The sequence below is a fragment of the Micromonospora sp. CPCC 205561 genome, assembly GCF_036906775.1.
In the GTDB taxonomy this organism is placed as follows: Bacteria; Actinomycetota; Actinomycetes; order Mycobacteriales; family Micromonosporaceae; genus Micromonospora.
Map to the genome: position 1 here is coordinate 1 of NZ_JBAKHV010000017.1, position 18,076 is coordinate 18,076.

General features: G+C 75.4%; 23 protein-coding genes and 1 tRNA gene. 20 read left to right on the plus strand and 4 right to left on the minus strand.

Annotated features, from left to right (window positions below; translation table 11 throughout):
• The 8 genes from V6V16_RS11710 to V6V16_RS11745 all read left to right on the plus strand — a co-directional run.
• Positions 1 to 735: 4Fe-4S dicluster domain-containing protein (locus tag V6V16_RS11710; RefSeq protein WP_334562011.1), on the plus strand; the 735-nt coding region annotated here is incomplete at its 5' end.
• The gene (gene nrfD / locus V6V16_RS11715; protein ID WP_334562012.1) at positions 732 to 1,913 is read left to right on the plus strand and encodes an NrfD/PsrC family molybdoenzyme membrane anchor subunit; all 1,182 of its coding nucleotides are present in this window, start codon (positions 732 to 734) and stop codon (positions 1,911 to 1,913) included. The genes V6V16_RS11710 and nrfD, both read left to right, overlap by 4 nt.
• A gap of 45 nt (positions 1,914 to 1,958) precedes the next feature.
• Positions 1,959 to 2,054 (plus strand) — tRNA-Sec (locus V6V16_RS11720).
• A 19-nt stretch (positions 2,055 to 2,073) separates the two neighbouring features.
• A complete protein-coding gene (gene selA / locus V6V16_RS11725) occupies positions 2,074 to 3,378 on the plus strand; it encodes an L-seryl-tRNA(Sec) selenium transferase (protein ID WP_334562013.1) in 1,305 nt (434 codons plus the stop codon).
• A 3-nt stretch (positions 3,379 to 3,381) separates the two neighbouring features.
• The gene (selB, locus tag V6V16_RS11730; RefSeq protein ID WP_334562014.1) at positions 3,382 to 5,145 is read left to right on the plus strand and encodes a selenocysteine-specific translation elongation factor; all 1,764 of its coding nucleotides are present in this window, start codon (positions 3,382 to 3,384) and stop codon (positions 5,143 to 5,145) included.
• A gap of 40 nt (positions 5,146 to 5,185) precedes the next feature.
• The gene (locus tag V6V16_RS11735; protein ID WP_334562015.1) at positions 5,186 to 5,383 is read left to right on the plus strand and encodes a hypothetical protein; all 198 of its coding nucleotides are present in this window, start codon (positions 5,186 to 5,188) and stop codon (positions 5,381 to 5,383) included.
• A gap of 1 nt (position 5,384) precedes the next feature.
• Entirely contained in the window at positions 5,385 to 6,662 is a 1,278-nt protein-coding gene (locus tag V6V16_RS11740) for a hemolysin family protein (protein WP_334562016.1), read from the plus strand.
• Positions 6,663 to 6,741: 79 nt separating this feature from the next.
• A complete protein-coding gene (locus tag V6V16_RS11745; RefSeq protein WP_334562017.1) occupies positions 6,742 to 6,912 on the plus strand; it encodes a hypothetical protein in 171 nt (56 codons plus the stop codon).
• Positions 6,913 to 6,945: 33 nt separating this feature from the next.
• On the opposite strand, the gene V6V16_RS11750 is transcribed toward V6V16_RS11745, so the two are convergent.
• The gene (locus tag V6V16_RS11750; RefSeq protein WP_334562018.1) at positions 6,946 to 7,596 is read right to left on the minus strand and encodes a hypothetical protein; all 651 of its coding nucleotides are present in this window, start codon (positions 7,594 to 7,596) and stop codon (positions 6,946 to 6,948) included.
• A gap of 120 nt (positions 7,597 to 7,716) precedes the next feature.
• Between V6V16_RS11750 and V6V16_RS11755 the strand changes: the two genes are divergently transcribed.
• On the plus strand, positions 7,717 to 7,920 hold the full coding sequence (locus tag V6V16_RS11755; RefSeq protein WP_334562019.1) for a hypothetical protein: 204 nt from the start codon (positions 7,717 to 7,719) through the stop codon (positions 7,918 to 7,920).
• Here the strand turns inward: V6V16_RS11755 and V6V16_RS11760 are convergent.
• The 3 genes from V6V16_RS11760 to V6V16_RS11770 all read right to left on the minus strand — a co-directional run bounded on the left by V6V16_RS11760 (position 7,917) and on the right by V6V16_RS11770 (position 9,568).
• Positions 7,917 to 8,396 carry a hypothetical protein gene (locus V6V16_RS11760; protein WP_334562020.1) on the minus strand — a complete coding sequence of 160 codons (480 nt, stop codon included), beginning with the start codon at positions 8,394 to 8,396 and terminating at the stop codon, positions 7,917 to 7,919. The two genes, V6V16_RS11755 and V6V16_RS11760, sit on opposite strands and share 4 nt — an antisense overlap.
• Complete coding sequence (locus V6V16_RS11765) at positions 8,393 to 8,605, minus strand: phosphatidylethanolamine-binding protein (protein WP_334562021.1); 213 nt, start codon at positions 8,603 to 8,605, stop codon at positions 8,393 to 8,395. Before V6V16_RS11765 ends, V6V16_RS11760 begins: the two co-directional genes overlap by 4 nt.
• 81 nt (positions 8,606 to 8,686) lie before the next feature.
• The gene (locus V6V16_RS11770; protein WP_334562022.1) at positions 8,687 to 9,568 is read right to left on the minus strand and encodes a universal stress protein; all 882 of its coding nucleotides are present in this window, start codon (positions 9,566 to 9,568) and stop codon (positions 8,687 to 8,689) included.
• Between the two features lie 119 nt (positions 9,569 to 9,687).
• Here V6V16_RS11770 and V6V16_RS11775 point away from each other — a divergent pair, with 119 nt between their 5' ends.
• The 11 genes from V6V16_RS11775 to V6V16_RS11825 all read left to right on the plus strand — a co-directional run bounded on the left by V6V16_RS11775 (position 9,688) and on the right by V6V16_RS11825 (position 17,972).
• Positions 9,688 to 10,434, plus strand: a complete 747-nt coding sequence (locus tag V6V16_RS11775) for an SAM-dependent methyltransferase (RefSeq protein ID WP_334562023.1) — start codon at positions 9,688 to 9,690, stop codon at positions 10,432 to 10,434.
• A gap of 161 nt (positions 10,435 to 10,595) precedes the next feature.
• Positions 10,596 to 11,774 (plus strand): PP2C family protein-serine/threonine phosphatase, encoded by a 1,179-nt coding sequence (locus V6V16_RS11780; protein WP_334562024.1) that lies wholly within the window; start codon positions 10,596 to 10,598, stop codon positions 11,772 to 11,774.
• 53 nt (positions 11,775 to 11,827) lie between these two features.
• Positions 11,828 to 12,298: a MarR family transcriptional regulator gene (locus tag V6V16_RS11785; protein ID WP_334562025.1), complete on the plus strand. Its 471-nt coding sequence runs from the start codon at positions 11,828 to 11,830 to the stop codon at positions 12,296 to 12,298.
• A 310-nt stretch (positions 12,299 to 12,608) separates the two neighbouring features.
• Positions 12,609 to 13,250, plus strand: coding sequence for a CDP-alcohol phosphatidyltransferase family protein (locus tag V6V16_RS11790; RefSeq protein WP_442934065.1), 642 nt, complete (start codon positions 12,609 to 12,611; stop codon positions 13,248 to 13,250).
• Positions 13,247 to 14,182 carry a DUF881 domain-containing protein gene (locus V6V16_RS11795; RefSeq protein WP_334562026.1) on the plus strand — a complete coding sequence of 312 codons (936 nt, stop codon included), beginning with the start codon at positions 13,247 to 13,249 and terminating at the stop codon, positions 14,180 to 14,182. Before V6V16_RS11790 ends, V6V16_RS11795 begins: the two co-directional genes overlap by 4 nt.
• A complete protein-coding gene (locus V6V16_RS11800) occupies positions 14,179 to 14,511 on the plus strand; it encodes a small basic family protein (RefSeq protein WP_007460356.1) in 333 nt (110 codons plus the stop codon). The genes V6V16_RS11795 and V6V16_RS11800 overlap by 4 nt, the downstream gene beginning before the upstream one ends.
• Positions 14,512 to 14,521: 10 nt before the next feature.
• A complete protein-coding gene (locus V6V16_RS11805) occupies positions 14,522 to 15,475 on the plus strand; it encodes a DUF881 domain-containing protein (RefSeq protein ID WP_334562027.1) in 954 nt (317 codons plus the stop codon).
• Positions 15,476 to 15,531: 56 nt separating this feature from the next.
• A complete protein-coding gene (gene gcvH / locus V6V16_RS11810; protein ID WP_334562028.1) occupies positions 15,532 to 15,912 on the plus strand; it encodes a glycine cleavage system protein GcvH in 381 nt (126 codons plus the stop codon).
• A 214-nt stretch (positions 15,913 to 16,126) separates the two neighbouring features.
• Positions 16,127 to 16,579: an oxoglutarate dehydrogenase inhibitor Odhl gene (gene odhI / locus V6V16_RS11815; RefSeq protein WP_334562029.1), complete on the plus strand. Its 453-nt coding sequence runs from the start codon at positions 16,127 to 16,129 to the stop codon at positions 16,577 to 16,579.
• 50 nt (positions 16,580 to 16,629) lie between these two features.
• Positions 16,630 to 17,331 carry a transcriptional regulator FtsR gene (gene ftsR / locus V6V16_RS11820; RefSeq protein ID WP_334562102.1) on the plus strand — a complete coding sequence of 234 codons (702 nt, stop codon included), beginning with the start codon at positions 16,630 to 16,632 and terminating at the stop codon, positions 17,329 to 17,331.
• Between the two features lie 176 nt (positions 17,332 to 17,507).
• On the plus strand, positions 17,508 to 17,972 hold the full coding sequence (locus tag V6V16_RS11825) for a bifunctional nuclease family protein (protein WP_101409915.1): 465 nt from the start codon (positions 17,508 to 17,510) through the stop codon (positions 17,970 to 17,972).
• The last annotated feature ends 104 nt before the right edge of the window (positions 17,973 to 18,076 follow it).

Below are 18,076 nucleotides of genomic sequence, written 5' to 3' on the forward strand. Positions count from 1 at the left end.
GCGGGCGCGGCCGCGGGGATGGCCGCCGGCACCGGTCCGGGGTGCGGCGGCGCCGGCGCGGGTCCCGCCGACGCGGCGGACCCCGGCCCGGCCATCGGCGGGCCGGAGTTCCTGGGCATGCCGGGAGCGCAGCCACCGGGTCGCGCCGGCGGCGCGCAGGGGCGCACCGACTTCCGCTGGCTGATGATGTCCGACGTCTGCAAGCACTGCACCCACGCGGCCTGCCTCGACGTCTGCCCGACCGGCTCGCTGTTCCGCACCGAGTTCGGCACGGTGGTGGTGCAGGAGGACATCTGCAACGGCTGCGGCTACTGCGTCTCCGCCTGCCCCTACGGCGTCATCGACCAGCGCCAGGGCGACGGCCGGGCGTGGAAGTGCACGCTCTGCTACGACCGGATCGGCGCCGGCGGGACCCCCGCCTGCGCGCAGGCCTGCCCCACCGAGTCCATCCAGTACGGTCCCCTCGACGAGCTGCGGGAGCGGGCGGCGGCCCGGGTGGCGACGCTGCACGAGCGGGGCGTGGGCGAGGCGCGGCTCTACGGGCACGACCCGCACGACGGGGTCGGCGGCGACGGCGCGTTCTTCCTGCTGCTCGACGAGCCCGAGGTGTACGGGCTGCCGCCCGACCCGGTGGTCACCACCCGGGACCTGCCGAAGATGTGGAAGCGGGCCGGCCTGGCGGCCCTGGCGATGGCGGCGGCGGCCGTGGCCGCCTTCGCGGGAGGTTCCTCGTGAGTGCGCAGCGCCCGGTCGGCGACCTGTTCCGCCGCTTCCGCGAACGCCTCGGCGACGCCGCCCCCGGCGGGCCGGGCGACCTCGGCGCGACCGGCACGTCGCCGGCACGCGGCGGGGCACCCGCGCGCGCCCCGGGCGGCGACACGCTCCCGGGCCACCCGTCGCGTCCGGCGCCGGCTCCCGCGTCCGGCGGGCGGCGGCGCGGCGGGCGGGGCCGGCGCGGCGGCGAGGAACTCCGGGTGCCGGAGGCGGAGTTCACCTCCTACTACGGCCGGCCCATCCTCAAGGCGCCCGTCTGGAAGTGGGACATCGCCGCCTACCTGTTCACCGGTGGGCTGGCCGCCGGCTCGTCGCTGCTCGCGGCGGGCGGGCAGCTCACCGGCCGGCCGGCGCTGCGCCGGGCCGGGCGGGTCACCTCGCTGGCGGCGGTCACCGCCAGCACCGTCTTCCTGATCAGGGACCTGGGACGGCCCGCCCGCTTCCACCACATGCTGCGGGTGGCCAAGCCGACCTCGCCGATGTCCGTGGGCACCTGGATCCTGAGCGCCTTCGGCCCGGCCGCCGGGATCGCGGCGGCCGCCGAGGGGGCGGCGTGGCTGCCCGAGCGGGGCCTGCCCGGCCTCGCCCGCCGTCTGCTGCCGCCGGTCGGGCACGCCGCCGGGCTGGCCGCCGCGGCGACCGCGCCGGCGCTGGCCACGTACACCGGGGTGCTGCTGGCCGACACGGCGGTGCCGTCGTGGCACGAGGCGTACCCGGAACTGCCGACCATCTTCGCGGGCAGCGCCCTGGCCAGCGGCGCCGGCGTCGGCCTGATCGCCGCGCCGGCCGCGCAGGCCGGGCCCGCCCGGCGGATGGCGGTGGCCGGCGCCGCCCTGGAGCTGTACGGCTCGCACCGCGTGGAGACCCGGCTCGGGCTGCTCAGCGAGCCCTACCGGGTCGGCTCCGCCGGTCGGCTGCTGCGCGCCGGTCGGGCCCTGACCGTCATCGGGGTGGCCGGCGCGCTGCTGGGCCGCCGCAGCCGCAGGCTCTCCGCGCTGTCCGGCGCGGCCCTGCTGGGTGCCTCGGTGGCGACCCGCTTCGGCGTCTTCCACGGCGGGGTCGCCTCGGCGCGGGATCCGAAGTACACGGTGGTGCCGCAGCGCGAGCGCCTGGCCCGGCGGCGCGCCGCCGAGGGCTGACGCCTGCCCGCACCGGCCCGCCGGGCCTGTGGTTCACTGCTGCGTGGAGGCGTTCAGGCGGCTGGTGCCCCTCCCGGTCTTCAAAACCGGTGTGGCCCGGGATCCGGGCCAGGCGGGTTCGATTCCCGTCCGTCTCCGCCACGCTGCGGAAGAGGGGACCATGGGGGACGTCGCGGCCGATCCGCGCCGGCGGGTGCCGCGCACCGACGCGCTGCTCGCCGACCCCCGGCTGGCCGCGGCGGCGAGCACCGTGGGCCGCGAGCGGGTCAAGGCCGCCGTGCGCCGCGCCCAGGAGCGCGCCCGCCGGGGCGAGATCGCCCCCGAGGCGGTGCGCGACGCCGCGCTGGCCGCCCTGCCCGCGCCGGGACCCCGGGCGGTGCTCAACGCCACCGGGGTGGTGCTGCACACCAACCTGGGCCGGGCCGCGCTGTCGCCCGCCGCCGTCGCGGCGGTCGCCGCCGCCACCGGGCACACCGACGTCGAGCTGGACCTGCACACCGGGCGGCGGGCCCGGCGCGGGCGCGACGCCCTCGACGCCCTCGCGGCGGCGGTGCCGGACGCGGGCGCGGTGCACGTGGTGAACAACGGCGCCGCGGCGCTGGTGCTCGCGGCCACCGCGTTGGCCGCCGACGCCGAGATCGTGGTGAGCCGGGGCGAGCTGGTGGAGATCGGCGACGGGTTCCGCCTGCCCGACCTGCTGGAGAGTACCGGCGCCCGGCTGCGTGAGGTCGGCACCACCAACCGCAGCACGCTCGACGACTACGCCGCCGCGGTCGGCCCCCGCACCGGCTTCGTGCTCAAGGTGCACCCGTCGAACTTCCAGGTCACCGGCTTCACCTCGGCGGTGCCCGTGCGGCGGCTGGCCACCCTCGGCGTGCCCGTGGTGGCCGACATCGGCTCCGGGCTGCTCGCGCCCGACCCGCTGCTGCCCGCCGAGCCCGACGCCACCACCACCCTGCGGGCCGGCGCCGCGCTGGTCACCGCCAGCGGCGACAAGCTGCTCGGCGGCCCGCAGGCCGGGCTGCTGCTCGGCGCCGCCGAACTGGTCGAACGGCTGCGCCGGCATCCCCTCGCCCGCGCGTTGCGGGTCGACAAGCTGACCCTCGCCGCGCTCGCCGCCACCCTGGCCGACCCGGCCACCCCCACCAGGGCCGCGCTGCACGCCGACCCGGGTGCGCTGCGGGCGCGCACCGAGCGGCTGCGCGACGCCCTCGCCGCCGACGGGTGCGAGGCGGAGGTGGTGGCGGCCGGCGCGGTCGTCGGCGGCGGCGGGGCGCCGGGCGTCGAACTGGCCTCGTGGGCGCTCAGCCTGCCCGAGCGGTACGCGCGGCCGCTGCGCGTCGGCGACCCGCCCGTGCTGGGCCGGGTGGTGCGCGGGCGGCTGCTGCTGGACCTGCGCTGCGTACCCGCCGACGCCGACGCGACGGTCCACGCCGCCGTGCTGCGGGTGTCCGGGCAGGGCTGAGCCATGTTCGTGGTGGCCACCGCCGGGCACGTCGACCACGGCAAGTCGACCCTGGTCCGGGCGCTGACCGGAATGGAACCCGACCGGTGGGCCGAGGAGCGGCGCCGGGGCATGACCATCGACCTCGGCTTCGCCTGGACCACGCTCCCGTCCGGGGAGACCGTCGCGTTCGTCGACGTGCCGGGGCACGAGCGGTTCGTGCCGAACATGCTCGCCGGCGTCGGCCCCGTCCCCGCCGCGCTGGTGGTCGTGGCCGCCGACGAGGGCTGGATGCCGCAGTCGGCGGAGCACCTGGCGGCGCTGGACGCGCTCGGCGTGTCGTACGGCCTGCTGGTGGTGACCCGCGCGGACCTGGCGGACCCGGGGCCGGCGACGGCCCGGGCCCGCGCGGAGCTGGCCGCCACCTCCCTCGGCGCGGTCGACGCGGTCGCCGTCAGCGCGGTGACCGGCGCCGGCCTGACCGAGCTGCGGGCGGCGCTGGACCGGCTCGCCGCCCGGCCGCCCGCCCCGCACACCGACGCCCCGGTGCGGCTGTGGGTGGACCGCGCGTTCACCGTGCGCGGCGCCGGCACCGTGGTCACCGGCACCCTCGGCGCCGGCCGCCTGCGCGTGGGCGACACGCTGGAGCTGGGCGGCAGCGGGGAACCGGTGCGGGTCCGCGGCCTGCACTCCCTCGGTGCGGCCCGAGCCGAGGTCGCCTCGGTCGCCCGGGTGGCGGTGAACCTGCGCGGCACGCCCCGCGACCGCCTCGGGCGCGGCGACGCGCTGCTCACCCCGGGCCGGTTCCACCGCACGGACCTGCTGGACGTCCGGCTGGCCGGCGACCCCACCGCGGAGCTGCCGGCCACGCTCACCCTGCACGTCGGCGCGGCGGCGGTGCCGGCGCGGGTCCGGCCGCTGGGTGCGGACACCGCCCGGCTCCGGCTCGCCCGGCCGCTGCCGCTGCTGGTCGGGGACCGGGCGCTGCTGCGCGATCCCGGCCGGCACCACGTCGCCGGCGGGGTGACCGTGCTGGACGTGGCGCCGCCGCCGCTGGCCCGCCGGGGCGCGGCGGCGGCCCGCGCGCGGGTGCTGACGGGCGTGGACGGCCGCGCCGACCTGGCCGGCGAGCTGCGCCGGCGGGGCCTGGCCCGCGCCGCCGACCTGGCCCGTACGGGCGTCGAGGTCACCGGCCCGCCCGTGGCCGGCGACTGGCTGGCCGACCCGGAGCACTGGCGGGGCCTGGGCGCCCGGCTGGCCGAGGAGGTCGCCCGGCACGCCCGGGAGCAGCCGCTGGAACCGGGCGCGCCGGTCGAGCTGCTCCGCCAGTGCCTCGACCTGCCCGACCGGGCGCTGGTCGAGGCGCTGGTCCGGCCGCCGCTGCGGCTGCACGCGGGGCGGGTCACCGCGTCGGCGGCCGACGCGCTGCCGGAGCCGGTGGCCCGTGCCGTGGCGCGCATCCGCGCCGACCACGCCGACCACCCGTTCCGGGCCCCCGAGGCCGAGCGCCTCGCCCAGCTGGGGCTCGGACCCCGGGAGATCGGCGCGGCCGTACGCGCGGGTGCCCTGCTGCGGCTCACCGGGAACGTGGTGCTGCTGCCCGGCGCGGTCGACGACGCCGCGCGGGTGCTGGCCGGGCTGCCCCAGCCGTTCACGCTCAGCGCCGCCCGCCGGGCGTTGGACACCACCCGCCGGGTCGCGGTGCCGTTGCTGGAGCTGCTGGACAGTCGCGGCGTGACCCGGCGGCTGCCCGACGACGCCCGGATCGTGGTGACCGCCCGGTCCTGAAGCCGCCCCGGCGGGGCCGGCGGTCGCCTAGCGTGGCGCCATGGACCCTTGCGCGGTCTGGCGGGACACCCAGCACAAGTGGCGGATCGAGGCGTACCGGGCGCCGGACCTGCGTTTCGCGATCTTCGCCACCAACGGCACCACCGAGTCCGCGCCGCTGTGGCTGTTCGGGATGTCGGCGCTGGCGCGGTGGCTGATGACGCACAAGATCTCCCTCGACGACCTGGAGGCCGACTGACATGGGGGCGTTGGCCGGTCAGCTCGCGCTGGTGGCGGTGCTCGTGCTCGTCAACGCGGCCCTGTCGGGCAGCGAGATGGCGCTGGTGACGCTGCGCGAGGGGCAGGTGCGGCAGTTGGGTCGGCGCAGCCGCTCCGGCGAGCGGCTGGCCCGGTTGGTGCGTGACCCCAACCGGTACCTGGCCACCATCCAGCTCGGCATCACCCTCGCCGGGTTCCTCGCCTCCGCCGCCGCCGCGGTGTCCCTGGCCGAGCCGCTGGTCGGGCCGCTGGGTTTCCTCGGCGGGGCCGCGCGGGGCGTGGCGATCGTCCTGGTCACGGTGCTGCTCACGTTCGTCACCCTGGTCGTCGGCGAGTTGGCCCCCAAGCGGCTGGCAATGCAGCGCGCCGAGCGTTGGGGGCTGGTCAGCGCCGGCCCGCTGGACCTGCTGGCCCGGCTGTCCCGGCCGGCGGTGTGGCTGCTCAGCCGGACCACCGACGTGGTGGTGCGGCTCGCCGGCGGCGACCCGCGGGCCAGCCGCACCGAGATGACCGAGGACGAGCTGCGGGAGATGCTGGTCAGCCAGCGGGGCCTCTCCGCGCAGCAGCGGGAGATCCTCACCGGCGCGTTCGACATCGCCGGACGGACCCTGCGGGAGATCCTGGTGCCGCGGCTGGACGTGACCCTGCTCCCGGAGTCCCTGCCCGCCGCCGACGGGCTGCGCCGGCTCGCCGCCGCCGGGCGGTCCCGCGCGCCGGTGGTCGGGCCGGGCGGGCTCGACGAGGTGCGCGGGGTGGTGCACATCCGCGACCTCGTCGAGGCGGACTCCGCCACGGTGGGGGACCGGGCCCACCCGCCGCTGCTGCTGCCCGGCACCCTGCCGGTGTCCGACGCGCTGCGCCGGCTGCGCCTGTGCCACCAGCAGCTGGCCCTGATCGTGGACGAGCACGGCGGGGTCGACGGGATGGTCACCATGGAGGACCTGCTGGCGGAGGTCGTCGGCGAGCTGTACGACGAGACCGACCAGGACGTGGCCGGGGTGTCCCGGGAGCCGGACGGTTCGCTGCTGATGCGCGGCGACTTCCCGCTGCACGACCTCGCCGACGTCGGCGTACGCCTGCACTTCCGGCCGTCGCGGGAGTACACGACGGTGGCCGGGCTGGTCCTGGCCCGGCTGGGACACCTGCCGGCGGGCCCCGGGGAGATCGTCCGCCTGCCGGGGCTGACCGTCGAGGTGGTGGAGGTCTCCGGCCGTACGATCCGCCGGGTGCGGCTGCGTGGCTTCTCCGCCGGCGGGTGACCCGGTCGGGTGACGGCGGGCCGAAGACCCACCGAGGGCACGTACCGGACGTACCGTCCGGTACGTGAAGGACCGAGGGATGCGCACGTTCGTCACCGTGCTGGCGGGGCTCGCGGTGATCTACTTCGGCACCACGGGCCGCAGCGAGCAGGACGGTCCCGGCGTGAGCGGGGGACTGGTCGTGCTGGCGCTGCTGGCGGCGCTGCTGGTGTGGCACCTGACGAAGCCGGGCGACAAGACGGTCAAGTAGACCGCGCGCCGCCACGGCCCGGGTGGGCCGGGTTCACTGCCCGGCGGCGCGGGCGACCTCGCCGGCGGACTCCTCGCCGAGGGACACCCGGACCAGCGCCGAGGCGAGCCGCCCGAAGTCGGCCGGGTCGACCAGCCCCGCCAGCCGGTCCGCCGAGGCGGGCAGCCCGAGGCGCTTCGCGCCGGCCAGGGCGCGGCGGTCCGCGTACGGGCGCAGGTCCGGCCAGACCACCTGCGCCTCGCGCAGGAAGATGTCGGCGCCGGTGGGGCCGATGCCGGGAAACTGCGTCAGCAGCCGGCGCAGCGCGGCCGGCTCGCCGTCGCCGTCGCGGCGCAGCCGGCGCAGGTCGCCGCGCCAGCGGTCCAGGCAGAGCCGGGCGCCGGTGCCGAGCATCGTCGAGGTCCGCTCGTCGTAGCGGCGGTAGTGGCCGCGGCCCAGCGCGTCGACCCGATCCTGCCAGCTCGCCGTCTCCATCGCCTGCGGGGTCCGGTAGCCGGCGGCGAAGAGTTCCCGGGCGGCGGCCACGGCCACCCGGGCGCGGATGCGGGTGCTCAGCAGCGTGGCGAGGACCAGCAACTGGTAGAGCGGGGCGGGCCGGTCGGCGAGCCGGATGCCCGCCTCCTCGGCGTACGTGCGGCCCTGCCGGTCCAGCAGGACCCGCGCCACCCTCCGGTCGTCGTCCATCGTCGGGGTGTACCCGCCGCGTGCCCGGCTAGCCCTGCGACCGTCCGCGCCGTCGGGTATGCCGCCGGGCCGGGCGGGTAACCGACGCGCGACCCGGTCGAACCCGGAAAGGAGAGACCCGTGGTGAATCCGCAGCAGGAGGAGCTCCGCCGCAACAACAAGGGCGCCACCAGCCAGGACAGCAAGGGACCGAAGCCCACTGGGCACCCGCTCAACCGTGGCTCGTCGCACGGCGACGAGGGGCGCGCGGTACCCCGGGGGCAGGTGTCGCCGTACGGCCCGGCCACGGAGCCGGTCGCCGACGACGAGAGCCCCGGCGGCTAGCCTCCCCGGCCCACGACGGGCGGCCGCAGCCGGTTCCAGGTGGCTGCGGCCGCCACGCCGTACGCCAGGTGCGGCACGAGGTCGGCCAGCCAGTCCGAGCGGCTCCAGGTGCGCGGGTCGGTCACCCCGAGCAGGGCCGTCGTCCCGTCGGACATCGTCATCACCACGCCGCCGAGGACCCCGGTGGCCAGGGCCAGCGGCATCCGGCGACCGCGGGCCAGCAGCGCGTACCCGACGCCCGCCGCGACCCCCATGCCGTACCCGAGCACGGGCCCGAGGCCCGAGCGGCGGTTGGCCGCCCGGTCCTCGGGACCCAGGTCCACGTGCGCGAGCTGCGCCAGCCGTCGGGCGCTCTCCTCCGGGGTGCTGCTCGCCGGTCGCGCGCGGACCACCATGTCCAGGTAGCTGACCACGTTCAGGGCGGCGCTGCCGACCGCGCCGGCGATCGCCCCGTCGGCGAGGGCCGCCGCCCTCACTTCGGGTCGCCCGGCTCGCGCTCGCCCTTGGGCCCGTAGACCCGTTCGCCCCGGGCGACGCCCCGCTGCCCGCGGTCGGACTGCAGGATCCGGTTGGCGACGTCGTTCGCCTTGCCGTCCGGCACCCGCCGTCCCGAATCGTCGATCGCGTTGCGGATGCGCGCCCGCTGCTTGTCGTACGCGTTGCTGCCGGGCCGTGGTCCTGGCATCGCTGCCTCCTCCGGTCGTCGTCACCGTTGGCGTACCGCGGTCGTCTACCCGTCCGCGCCCCGGCCAACCCCGCCGACGGTTCAGCGCGGCGCGCGGACCACGGCCACCGGGCAGTCGGCGTGGTGCAGCAGCGACTGGCTCACCGAACCCAGCAGCAGCCCGGCCAGCTCGCCGCGGCCGTGCCTGCCGACCACCAGCAACTGCGCCCGCCGCGACGCCTCGGCGAGCACGGTGGCGGGGCGGCCCCGCGTGGTCTCCCGGAGCAGCGGCACGTCCGGCCACCGCTCGGGCAGCCCGGCCACCGCCTCGGCCACCACCCGCTCCTCCTCGGAGCGCAACTCGCTGTCGTCGTACACCAGGGGTCGCATGTCGCCCGGGCCCGTGGAGGCCGGGTGCCGGTAGGCGTGCAGCGCGACCAGGGGCGCGTCACGCACCGACGCCGCCTCGGCGGCGAACTCAGTGGCCAGCCGGGCCGTCTCGGAGCCGTCGACCCCGACCACCACCGGCCCGTCGGTGCGGTCGGCGCCGCGCGCGACCAGCACCGGACAGTCGGCGTACGCGGCGACCTGCACCGCGACGGAGCCGACGACGAGGGCGGAGAATCCGCCGAGCCCCCGGTCGCCGAGCACGATCATCGCGGCGGCGGGCGCCTCGCCGAGCAGCACCGCGGCGGCCTCCCCATCGATGATCTCGCCGGAGATCCGCAGCCCGGGGGCCGTCGCCTCGGCCTCGGCGCTCGCGGCCTCGACGAGCTGCTCTGCCTGGTGCCGCAGGCCGGAGCCGGGGGGCCCGGCGGCGGGCGCGTCCACCGGCACGTGCAGCAGGGGCCAGATGAAGCCGTGCACGATCCGCAGCGGCCGTCGGCGGCGGGCCGCCTCGACGGCGGCGAGGCGCACGGCGCGCAGCGCCGACTCCGAGCCGTCCACGCCGACGACCACCGCCGCGCCGTTCGCCGAATTCACCGCCCACCTCCCGCCGGTACCCGGCCAGTATCGCGGCCGGCACGCCGGTGGCGGGCCGATACCGCACAGCCGGGGCGCTGGGTACGCTGTGCACGACCACCGGGGAGGGAGCGTCGTCGATGGTTGAGCCGGACCAGCCGAGCACCGCGCGAATGATCGACTTCTGGCTCGGCGGCGAGCACCACTTCCCGGTGGACGTGGCGGCCGCCGGCGCCTTCGAGCAGGCGTACGGGCCGTGCGCGCCGGTCTTCCGGGAGCTGCGCGCCTTCCTCGGCCGCGTGGTCCGGGCCATGGTCGCGCAGGGGGTGGAGAGCTTCCTCGTCTTCGGCGCCGGGGTGCCCACCCGGGGCAACGTGCACGAGGTCGCCGCGGAGGCCACGGTGCTCTACACCGACGTGGACCCGGTCACCATCCGCCTCGGGCAGCGCCTGCTCGCCGGCAGCGACCGGGCCGGCTACGGCCACGGCGACGCCACCGACCTCGGCACGGTCGACCGTGCCCAGCTGCACCGGTTCGTGCCGGGGTGGGGGCGGCGCCCCGTCGGGGTGGTCTTCCTCGGCCTGGCCGCGTTCCTGGACGACGAGACGCTGGCCCGCACCCTCGACGAACTCTTCGAGGCGTGTGCGCCGGGCAGCCTGCTGGCGATCGACTTCGACACCGAGGAACTCGCCGGCCACCCGGAGGCCCTCGCGATGATGGGCCCGGCGTTCCGGATGCGGCCGCCGACCGCGTTCGCGCCGCTGCTGGGTCGCTGGACACCCACCGGCGACGGCATCGTCCCGATCACCGAGTGGCGCCCGGACGGCCCGCCGGCGCGGGTGCCGGACGCCTTCCACGGCGCGCTCGCCGTCCGCCCGACGGTCTGACGCCCGGCCGGCGCCGCGTCGCCGCCGGGTCCCTGCCCGCCGTCGCCTCCCGCGTCACGTGCCCGGACCGGGCCGCCTCGGACCGGTGTCCCCGGCTGCCGGGCGGGGGAGGGGACCGCCGTATGATGCTTGCCCTACGGCAAGTTTTTCGAAGGGCGGTCATGTTGGAGGCAGCGGGCCAGGTCTCGCGTGCGCTTCGTTCTGCCCCACCCGACCGGGTGGTGGAGGCGGCGGACGGGGTCATCCGCTCCATGCTCGGCGCCTCGCGGACGGACGTGTTCATCGCCGACTACCGGATCAGCGGGCTCTGGCCGGTGCTGGACGCGGAGCGCGCCGACGGTGGCCCGCTCGCCGAGCACAGCATGGCGCACCGCTGCTTCAGCAGCCAGCAGCCGACGACCGACGCCGACAACGAGGGCGGCTGCCGGCTATACCTGCCGTTGTCGGTGTGGGGGGAGCGGCTGGGCGTGCTCCTCGTCGAGCTGCCCGGCCCGGCCGGCCCGCAGCTCGTCGACCGGGCGGCGGACATCGCCGGTGAGCTGGCCGTCGTGCTGCGCGCGGCGGACCGGGAGACCGACCGCTACCGCCGGGTGCGCCGGCGGGAACGGCTCAGCATGGCCGCCGAGATGCAGTGGGAGCTGCTGCCGGGGCGCGGGGTCAGCCACGCCGCCTTCGAGCTGGCCGGGCAGCTGGAACCGGCGTACACGGTCGGCGGGGACCACTTCGACTGGTCCGTGGACGGTGACCGGCTCACCGCGACGGTGCTCAACGGTGCCGGCATCGGGCTGCCGGCGGCGCTGCTCACCGCCGTCACGGTGAACGCGCTGCGCAACGCCCGGCGCTCCGGGGGCGGCCTGGTCGAACAGGCGGAACTCGCCTCCGACACGCTCTTCTACCAGCACCGGGGCCGCCGGTACGTGGCCACGCTGCTGCTGGAGGTCGACACCGTGGCCGGCCGGGTGCGGGCGGTAGACGCCGGGTCCCCGCACCTGCTGCGGCTGCGCGGCGGCACGGTCACCCCGATCCGGCTGGAGCAGCAGCTGCCGCTGGGCATGTTCGCCGAGGCCCGCTACGACGTGCAGGAGTTCGACCTGGAGCCGGGGGACCGGCTCTTCGTGGTCAGCGACGGAGTGTGGGCCGCCGACCCCGGTGACCGGGGCGCGTACGGGGAACGGGCGATGGCCCGCGCGATGCGCTCCACGCGGCTGCAACCGCCGGCGGAGGCGGTTGGTACGGTGATGCGCGAACTGCACGCCTGGCACGCCGATGCCGACCTGCGCGACGACGCGGTCGTCGTCTGCCTGGACTGGCGCGGTTCCGTCAGCGGGCGCGTCGGATGAGAGCCGTCGCCGGGGTGGCAGAGCACGAGCGGGACGATCGCAGGAGACACCGGGTGGAGCGACCTCCGAATCTCGCCGCGGCGATCGACGCCGCCGCGCAGGCGCTCGTCGGTGTGCTCGACTCGGCGGTGTCCCGGCACCAGATGGCCGTCTCGCCGACCCAGTTGCGTGTGCTGGCGTTGCTCAGCGGCCGGCCGGAGACCAACGTCAACGGCCTGGCGGAGCTGCTGGACGTGGTGCCCTCCTCGGCGAGCCGGCTGTGCGACCGGTTGGAGGCCATCGGCCTGCTGCGCCGGGTGCCCGACCCGCGCGACCGGCGGGAGGTGCGGCTGGTGCCGACGGCGGACGCCGAGGCCTTGCTGCGCGAGTTGCAGGAGCGTCGGCACCGGGCGGTGCAGGCGGTGCTGGACCGAATGCCCGGTCGGGCGCAGCACGAGCTGCTGCTGGCGCTGCTGGCCTTCGAGCGGGCCGCCACGGCGGCCACCACCGAGGCGACGAACGACTCCTCGGTGCGCACGGCCTGACCCGGCACGCCCACGCTCGGCCCGCCGGCGCCCGCCCACTAGTATCCTAGGACGCTTTACGGATGATGACCACCGTCACAGAGGACGGAGGCCAACTGCGGCGGCACCCGCCTGAGCCCGAGGAGGGCGGGCAGAGGCCCGATATAGTGGCAGCGCAATCGGCCGGCCCGTGATCATCGCGGGCCGGGGCAGGCGATGGTCCCGTCCGGGGACCTCAGGGGGCGCCGGCGTCAGCCGGCCCGACAGCGCCCACGTTCTCCGCGGCGTCCGTCCTGGGCCGGGCGGCGGAGCGTGTCGCGGAGGAGGTTCGGTGTCGCGTCCGCCGGCTGGGCAGGAGCATCCGGAGGCCACCGCCGGCAGGGGCGGATCGGCCTCGGGCGATCGCGTCCTGACGCTGCCGAACCTCATCAGCTTCGTCCGGCTGCTCGGCGTGCCGCTCTTCCTGTATCTCCTGCTCGTCGAGCGTGCCGACGTCGCCGCGGTCGTGGTGCTGGCCATCGGCGGCACCACCGACTGGGTCGACGGCTGGATCGCGCGCCGCCTGCGCCAGGTGAGCCGGCTGGGGGAGCTGCTCGATCCGCTCGCCGACCGGCTGTACATCCTCGCCACCCTGCTCGGCTTCACCGCCCGGGACGTGGTGCCCTGGCAGTTCACCGCGGCGCTGCTGGCCCGGGAAGTGCTCCTGCTCGGTTCGCTGGGCGTGCTGCGCCGCTACGGGTACGGCCCGCCGCCGGTGCACTACGTCGGCAAGACCGCGACCTTCCTGTTGCTGGCCGCCTTCCCGGTCCTGCTGCTCGCCGCGGCGGTGCCGGGGGCGGCGGCGGTGGCCGGGCCGGTCGGGTGGGGCCTGGCCTGGTGGGGGCTGGTGCTCTACTGGGTGGCCGGCGCGCTCTACGTCGTGCAGGCGGGCCGGCTGGTCCGGGCGGTGCGGGCCCCGGGAGCGTCGGCATGACGGGCACGCCGGGCGACGGCCGGGGGCGCGGCGACCGGGTGTACGCGCCCGACTTCCTCACCGAGTTGTTCCGCAACCCGTTGGATCCGGGGTACGCCGACGCGGCGGCCCGGCGTCGCGAGCGGCGGGATCCGCCGTCGGGGTGGCGGCACTGGTCGGCGCGGTCGGTGGCCCTGCTCGTGGCGGTGGCGTTGGGTTTTCTCTTCGCGGTGGCGTATCGGGAGACGCTGGAGGCGGAGCCGGGCCGCAGCCAGGCCCGGTCGGGTCTGGTCGAGCAGATCAAGCAGCGGGAGAGCGACACCGACCGGCTGTCGGTGCGGGCGGACGAGTTGCGCGCGGAGGTGGCGCGGCAGCGGGAGGCGGCGCTGGGCGGCTCGGAGGCCGCGCGGTTGCGCGCACTGGAGGCGGGGACGGGCCTGGGGCGGGTACGTGGTGACGGCGTGGTGGTGCGGCTGGCGGACGCGCCGCAGAAGGCGGATGCGGTGACCGGGACGGACGTGGGTCCGTCCCGGGTCATCTACAGCGATCTTCAGGGGGTGGCCAACGACCTGTGGGCGGCGGGGGCGGAGGCGATCGCGGTCAACGGGCAGCGGTTGACGGCGACGTCGACGATCCGTTCGGCGGGTCAGGCGATCCTGGTCGACTTCCGTCCGGTGACGGGGCCGTACGAGGTGTCGGCGATCGGTCCGGGGTCGATGCGGGAGCGGTACGAGGGGAGTCGCAGCGCGTTGACGATGCGGAAGGTGGCTGAGGACACGGGGTTGTCGTTCGGGGTGCGGGAGGCGGAGGAGATCACCCTGCCGGCCGCAGCGGAGCCGCGGCTACGCTACGCGGAGCCCTCGGTGAGTCCGACCGCGTCGCCGTCGGGGGCCGAGCGTTCCGGGCCGTCCGGTTCGAGGACGTCCCCCAGCCCCTCCGGAGGTGGCCGATGATCGCGGTGCTGGCTCTGCTCGCCGGTGTGGTCCTCGGGGTGTGGCTCGATCCCACGGTTCCGGCGGCCTTGCAGCCGTACCTGCCGATCGCGGTGGTGGCCGCGTTGGACGCGGTGTTCGGTGGGGTGCGGGCGAAGCTCGACCGGATCTTCGATGACAAGCAGTTCGTGGTGTCGTTCATCTCGAACGTGCTGGTGGCGGGTCTGATCGTGTATCTGGGTGACCAGTTGGGGGTGGGCGGGCAGCTCTCCACCGGTGTGGTGGTGGTGCTCGGGGTGCGGATCTTCGGGAACGTGGCGGCGATCCGTCGGCACCTGTTCCGGGCGTAGGTTGGTGGCGATGAGTGGCGACGAGCACACCGAGACGGGCACGGGTTGGCCCCAGCCGGCGGGTCCGGGTCGCCCGGCGGGGCCGGCGGGGGAGCCTGATCCGCGGCCGGACGCGCCGGATCCGGACGAGTTGAGTCCGTTGGCGCCGGAGCGTTCCGCGCCGCCGGCGGAGGAGCCGGTGGCGGAGCCGGACGACGGCGCGACGGTGGATCTGAGCCGTGCCGCGGGTGAGGGCGCGGGCGGGCCGGCGGTGGCCGGGGTGTCGCGGCGGCGGGTGAGTTCGGCCGGGGTGATGATCGCGGTGCTGTTGGCGTTGTTGGGTTTCACCCTGGTGGTGCAGTTCAAGTCGACGTCGACGGATCCGACGGTGGCGGCGACGCGGCAGGAGGACCTGGTCCGGATCCTGTACGACCTGAACTCGCGGGAGGTTCGGCTGCGGCAGGACATCGCGACGTTGGAGGAGAGTCAGCGGCAGTTGCGTTCGGGGCAGTTGGGGCGGCAGGCGGCGTTGGAGGAGGCGACGCGGCGGGCCGACGAGTTGGGCATCCTGGCGGGGACGTTGCCGGCGCGGGGGCCGGGGCTGTCGGTGCGGTTCGAGGCGGGGGAGAAGCCGATCTCGGCGTCGCGGGTGCTGGACGCGGTGCAGGAGTTGCGGGGTGCGGGCGCGGAGGCGATGCAGATCTCCGGTGGTGACCGGGCGTCGGTGCGGATCATCGCGTCGACGTACTTCCTGGACGGGGAGAACGGGTCGTTGGTGGTGGACGGGCGTCGGTTGACGGGTCCGTTCACGATCACGGTGATCGGTGATCCGGCGACGATGCGTACGGCTTTGAACATTCCCGGCGGGGTGGTGGCGTCGGTGACGGGTGACGGCGGTAAGTTGATCGTTGAGGATCGTGAGGTTGCCGAGGTTTCGGCGCTGCACGCGCCGATCAAGCTGGAACACGCCCGTCCGGTCTCCTGACCGGCGCGGCCCGCACCGGGTGCTTCCGGTGCGCCGATGGATGAAGGACGCGTCTGGTGATTCCTGAGGATCTGCGGTATACCGCCGAGCACGAGTGGGTGGCGGGTGACGGCGGCGGCACTGTCCGGGTCGGCATCACGCACTTCGCGCAGGACGCCCTGGGTGACATCGTGTATGTCCAGCTGCCTGACGAGGGTGCGGTGGTGGCTGCCGGCGAGTCGTTGGGTGAGATCGAGTCGACGAAGAGCGTGTCGGAGCTCTACGCCCCGTTGGGCGGCACGGTGACGGCGCGCAACGAGGCCCTCGGCGACACCCCTGAGGTGATCAATACTGATCCGTACGGTGCGGGTTGGTTGGTGGAGATCACTCCGGACGATCCGGCGGCGGTCGACGGGCTGCTGTCCGCGGACGCGTATCGTGAGCTCACCGAGAGCTGAGTGCGTCCCCTTCGGGCGCGTTGGTGTGTCCGCGCGTCCGGTTGCCCTGCATTTCGGCGCTGGCTAGGCTCGCCCAGTCGACCGAGAACCCAATAGTTGAGCGTTGCGGAATTGCCTTCCCGGGCACGGGGAGCCAGCCGCCGGGTGTTGGAGTGCCCGGCGGCCAGACCCGCCATTACCCGACGCCGACCGAACAGATCCGTGAGGTGGTCCCATGACGCGCCCAGACGACGAGTTCCCCCCGCTCGACGTCACTTCGACGCTCAATCTCGGTTCGCTCGAGGAAGTGCTGGAAGGGCCGGACACCGATGTGGTGCCGAGCCGGATGTCCGGTTCCTTGCCGCCGGGAATGGCGCTGCTGGTGGTTCGCCGGGGCCCGAATGCGGGTGCCCGGTTCCTGTTGGATCACGACGTGACGACCAGTGGCCGTCACCCGGACAGTGACATCTTTCTCGATGATGTGACGGTGTCGCGGCGGCACGCGGAGTTCCACCGTGACGGTGGGACGTTCACGGTGCGGGACGTGGGGAGCCTGAACGGCACGTACGTGAATCGGGAGCGGGTCGAGGCGGCCACGTTGAGCAATGGTGACGAGGTGCAGATCGGTAAGTTCCGGGTGGTGTTCATCGCCGGTCCGCGCCCGGAGGAGGGGGCCGGCCGGGTGTGAACGAGCCTGCGGCCTCCACGCCGCCCGAGGGGGCCCGTGCCCGCCCGCTGATGAGCATCGGCGAGGTGTTGGGTCAGCTTCGGGTTGATTTTCCGGACGTGACGATTTCGAAGTTGCGGTTTCTCGAGGCCGAGGGTCTGGTGGAGCCGCAGCGGACGGCGGCGGGTTACCGGAAGTACAGCTGGGACGACGTGGCGCGGTTGCGGTTCGTGTTGACCGCGCAGCGCGACCAGTATCTGCCTCTGCGGGTCATCCGTGATCAGTTGGCGCAGTGGGACGCGTCCGGGGAGTCGCCGGGTCGGCAGCGGCCGACGTTGGTGGCGGTTGGTCCGGACGGCGAGGTGCCGGGGCGGGTGCCGGAGGAGCCGGCCGGGTCGCCGCGGGTGCGGCTCGGCCGGGCGGATCTGGTGGCGCACAGCGGGATCGACGAGTCGACGCTGGGCGAGTTGGAGCGGCTCGGTGTGGTGGTGTCGGATCCGCCGGGTTGGTACGACGACGACGCGTTGATCATCGCGCGGGCGGTGGCGGGTCTGGCTGCGTACGGCCTGGAGCCGCGGCACCTGCGGGGTTACCGGACGGCGGCGGACCGGGAGGTGGGCCTGTTCGCGCAGTTGGTGGCGCCGTTGGCGCGGCAGAGTGATCCGGCGGCGCGGGCGCGGGCCGCGGAGACGGCGCGGGAGTTGGTGGCGCTGTCGCAGCAGCTGCACGCGGCGTTGGTGCGGGTGGGTCTGCGGTCGACGTTGGGTCGGTGATCCGGCGGGGTCGTGGGTGAAGATCTGCCCCGGGAAGCGTGTCGTAGGCTTGCCGGGGTAACCCCTTTCTGGCGCGGGCGTGGTGCGGGTAGCGCATGGGACGACCGTGTCGCGGTCCGTGTACCGTGCAGGGAAGGGCGCGGTGCGGCGTAGGTGACAACGACACGGAGGCGGCGGTGCGCGAGCTGAGCGTGGTCGGAGTTCGGGTGGAGCTGCCCAGCAACCAGCCGATCGTCCTGCTCAGGGAGGTCGAGGGGGACCGTTACCTGCCGATCTGGATCGGTGCGGTGGAGGCGACGGCGATCGCCTACGAGCAGCAGGGGGTCAAGCCGGCCCGGCCGCTGACCCATGATCTTCTGCGGGACGTGTTGGCGGCGTTGAAGGCGCCGTTGCGGGCGGTGGAGATCACCGAGTTGAAGGAGAACGTCTTCTACGCGGATCTGTTGCTGGGGGACGGGGTGCGGGTGTCGGCCCGGCCGAGTGATTCGATCGCTTTGGCGTTGCGGGTCGGTGCGCCGATTCGTTGTGCCGAGGAGGTCCTCAGCGAGGCGGGGATCGTGATCCCGGACGAGCAGGAGGACGAGGTCGAGAAGTTCCGCGAGTTCCTGGACCAGGTGCGTCCGGAGGATTTCGCCGGCTGATCGTGGCCTTTCGCGGGGTTGTCACTCTCGGTGACGCTTCGGTGCTGTGGGTGATCTTCGTTGTCGTGTCGCGGCGTGTCGCGACGGTTTCTGCGGGGCAATTC

Excerpts from the sequence above, each read along its gene's own strand:
- selA (WP_334562013.1), top strand. The coding sequence starts at position 2,074 with ATGGGGGACGTCGCGGCCGATCCGCGCCGGCGGGTGCCGCGCACCGAC.
- selB (WP_334562014.1), top strand. The coding sequence starts at position 3,382 with ATGTTCGTGGTGGCCACCGCCGGGCACGTCGACCACGGCAAGTCGACC.
- V6V16_RS11735 (WP_334562015.1), top strand. The coding sequence starts at position 5,186 with ATGGACCCTTGCGCGGTCTGGCGGGACACCCAGCACAAGTGGCGGATC.
- V6V16_RS11740 (WP_334562016.1), top strand. The coding sequence starts at position 5,385 with ATGGGGGCGTTGGCCGGTCAGCTCGCGCTGGTGGCGGTGCTCGTGCTC.
- V6V16_RS11745 (WP_334562017.1), top strand. The coding sequence starts at position 6,742 with ATGCGCACGTTCGTCACCGTGCTGGCGGGGCTCGCGGTGATCTACTTC.
- V6V16_RS11750 (WP_334562018.1), bottom strand. The coding sequence starts at position 7,596 with ATGGACGACGACCGGAGGGTGGCGCGGGTCCTGCTGGACCGGCAGGGC.
- V6V16_RS11765 (WP_334562021.1), bottom strand. The coding sequence starts at position 8,605 with ATGCCAGGACCACGGCCCGGCAGCAACGCGTACGACAAGCAGCGGGCG.
- V6V16_RS11775 (WP_334562023.1), top strand. The coding sequence starts at position 9,688 with ATGGTTGAGCCGGACCAGCCGAGCACCGCGCGAATGATCGACTTCTGG.
- V6V16_RS11780 (WP_334562024.1), top strand. The coding sequence starts at position 10,596 with ATGTTGGAGGCAGCGGGCCAGGTCTCGCGTGCGCTTCGTTCTGCCCCA.
- V6V16_RS11795 (WP_334562026.1), top strand. The coding sequence starts at position 13,247 with ATGACGGGCACGCCGGGCGACGGCCGGGGGCGCGGCGACCGGGTGTAC.
- V6V16_RS11800 (WP_007460356.1), top strand. The coding sequence starts at position 14,179 with ATGATCGCGGTGCTGGCTCTGCTCGCCGGTGTGGTCCTCGGGGTGTGG.
- V6V16_RS11805 (WP_334562027.1), top strand. The coding sequence starts at position 14,522 with ATGAGTGGCGACGAGCACACCGAGACGGGCACGGGTTGGCCCCAGCCG.
- odhI (WP_334562029.1), top strand. The coding sequence starts at position 16,127 with ATGACGCGCCCAGACGACGAGTTCCCCCCGCTCGACGTCACTTCGACG.
- ftsR (WP_334562102.1), top strand. The coding sequence starts at position 16,630 with ATGAGCATCGGCGAGGTGTTGGGTCAGCTTCGGGTTGATTTTCCGGAC.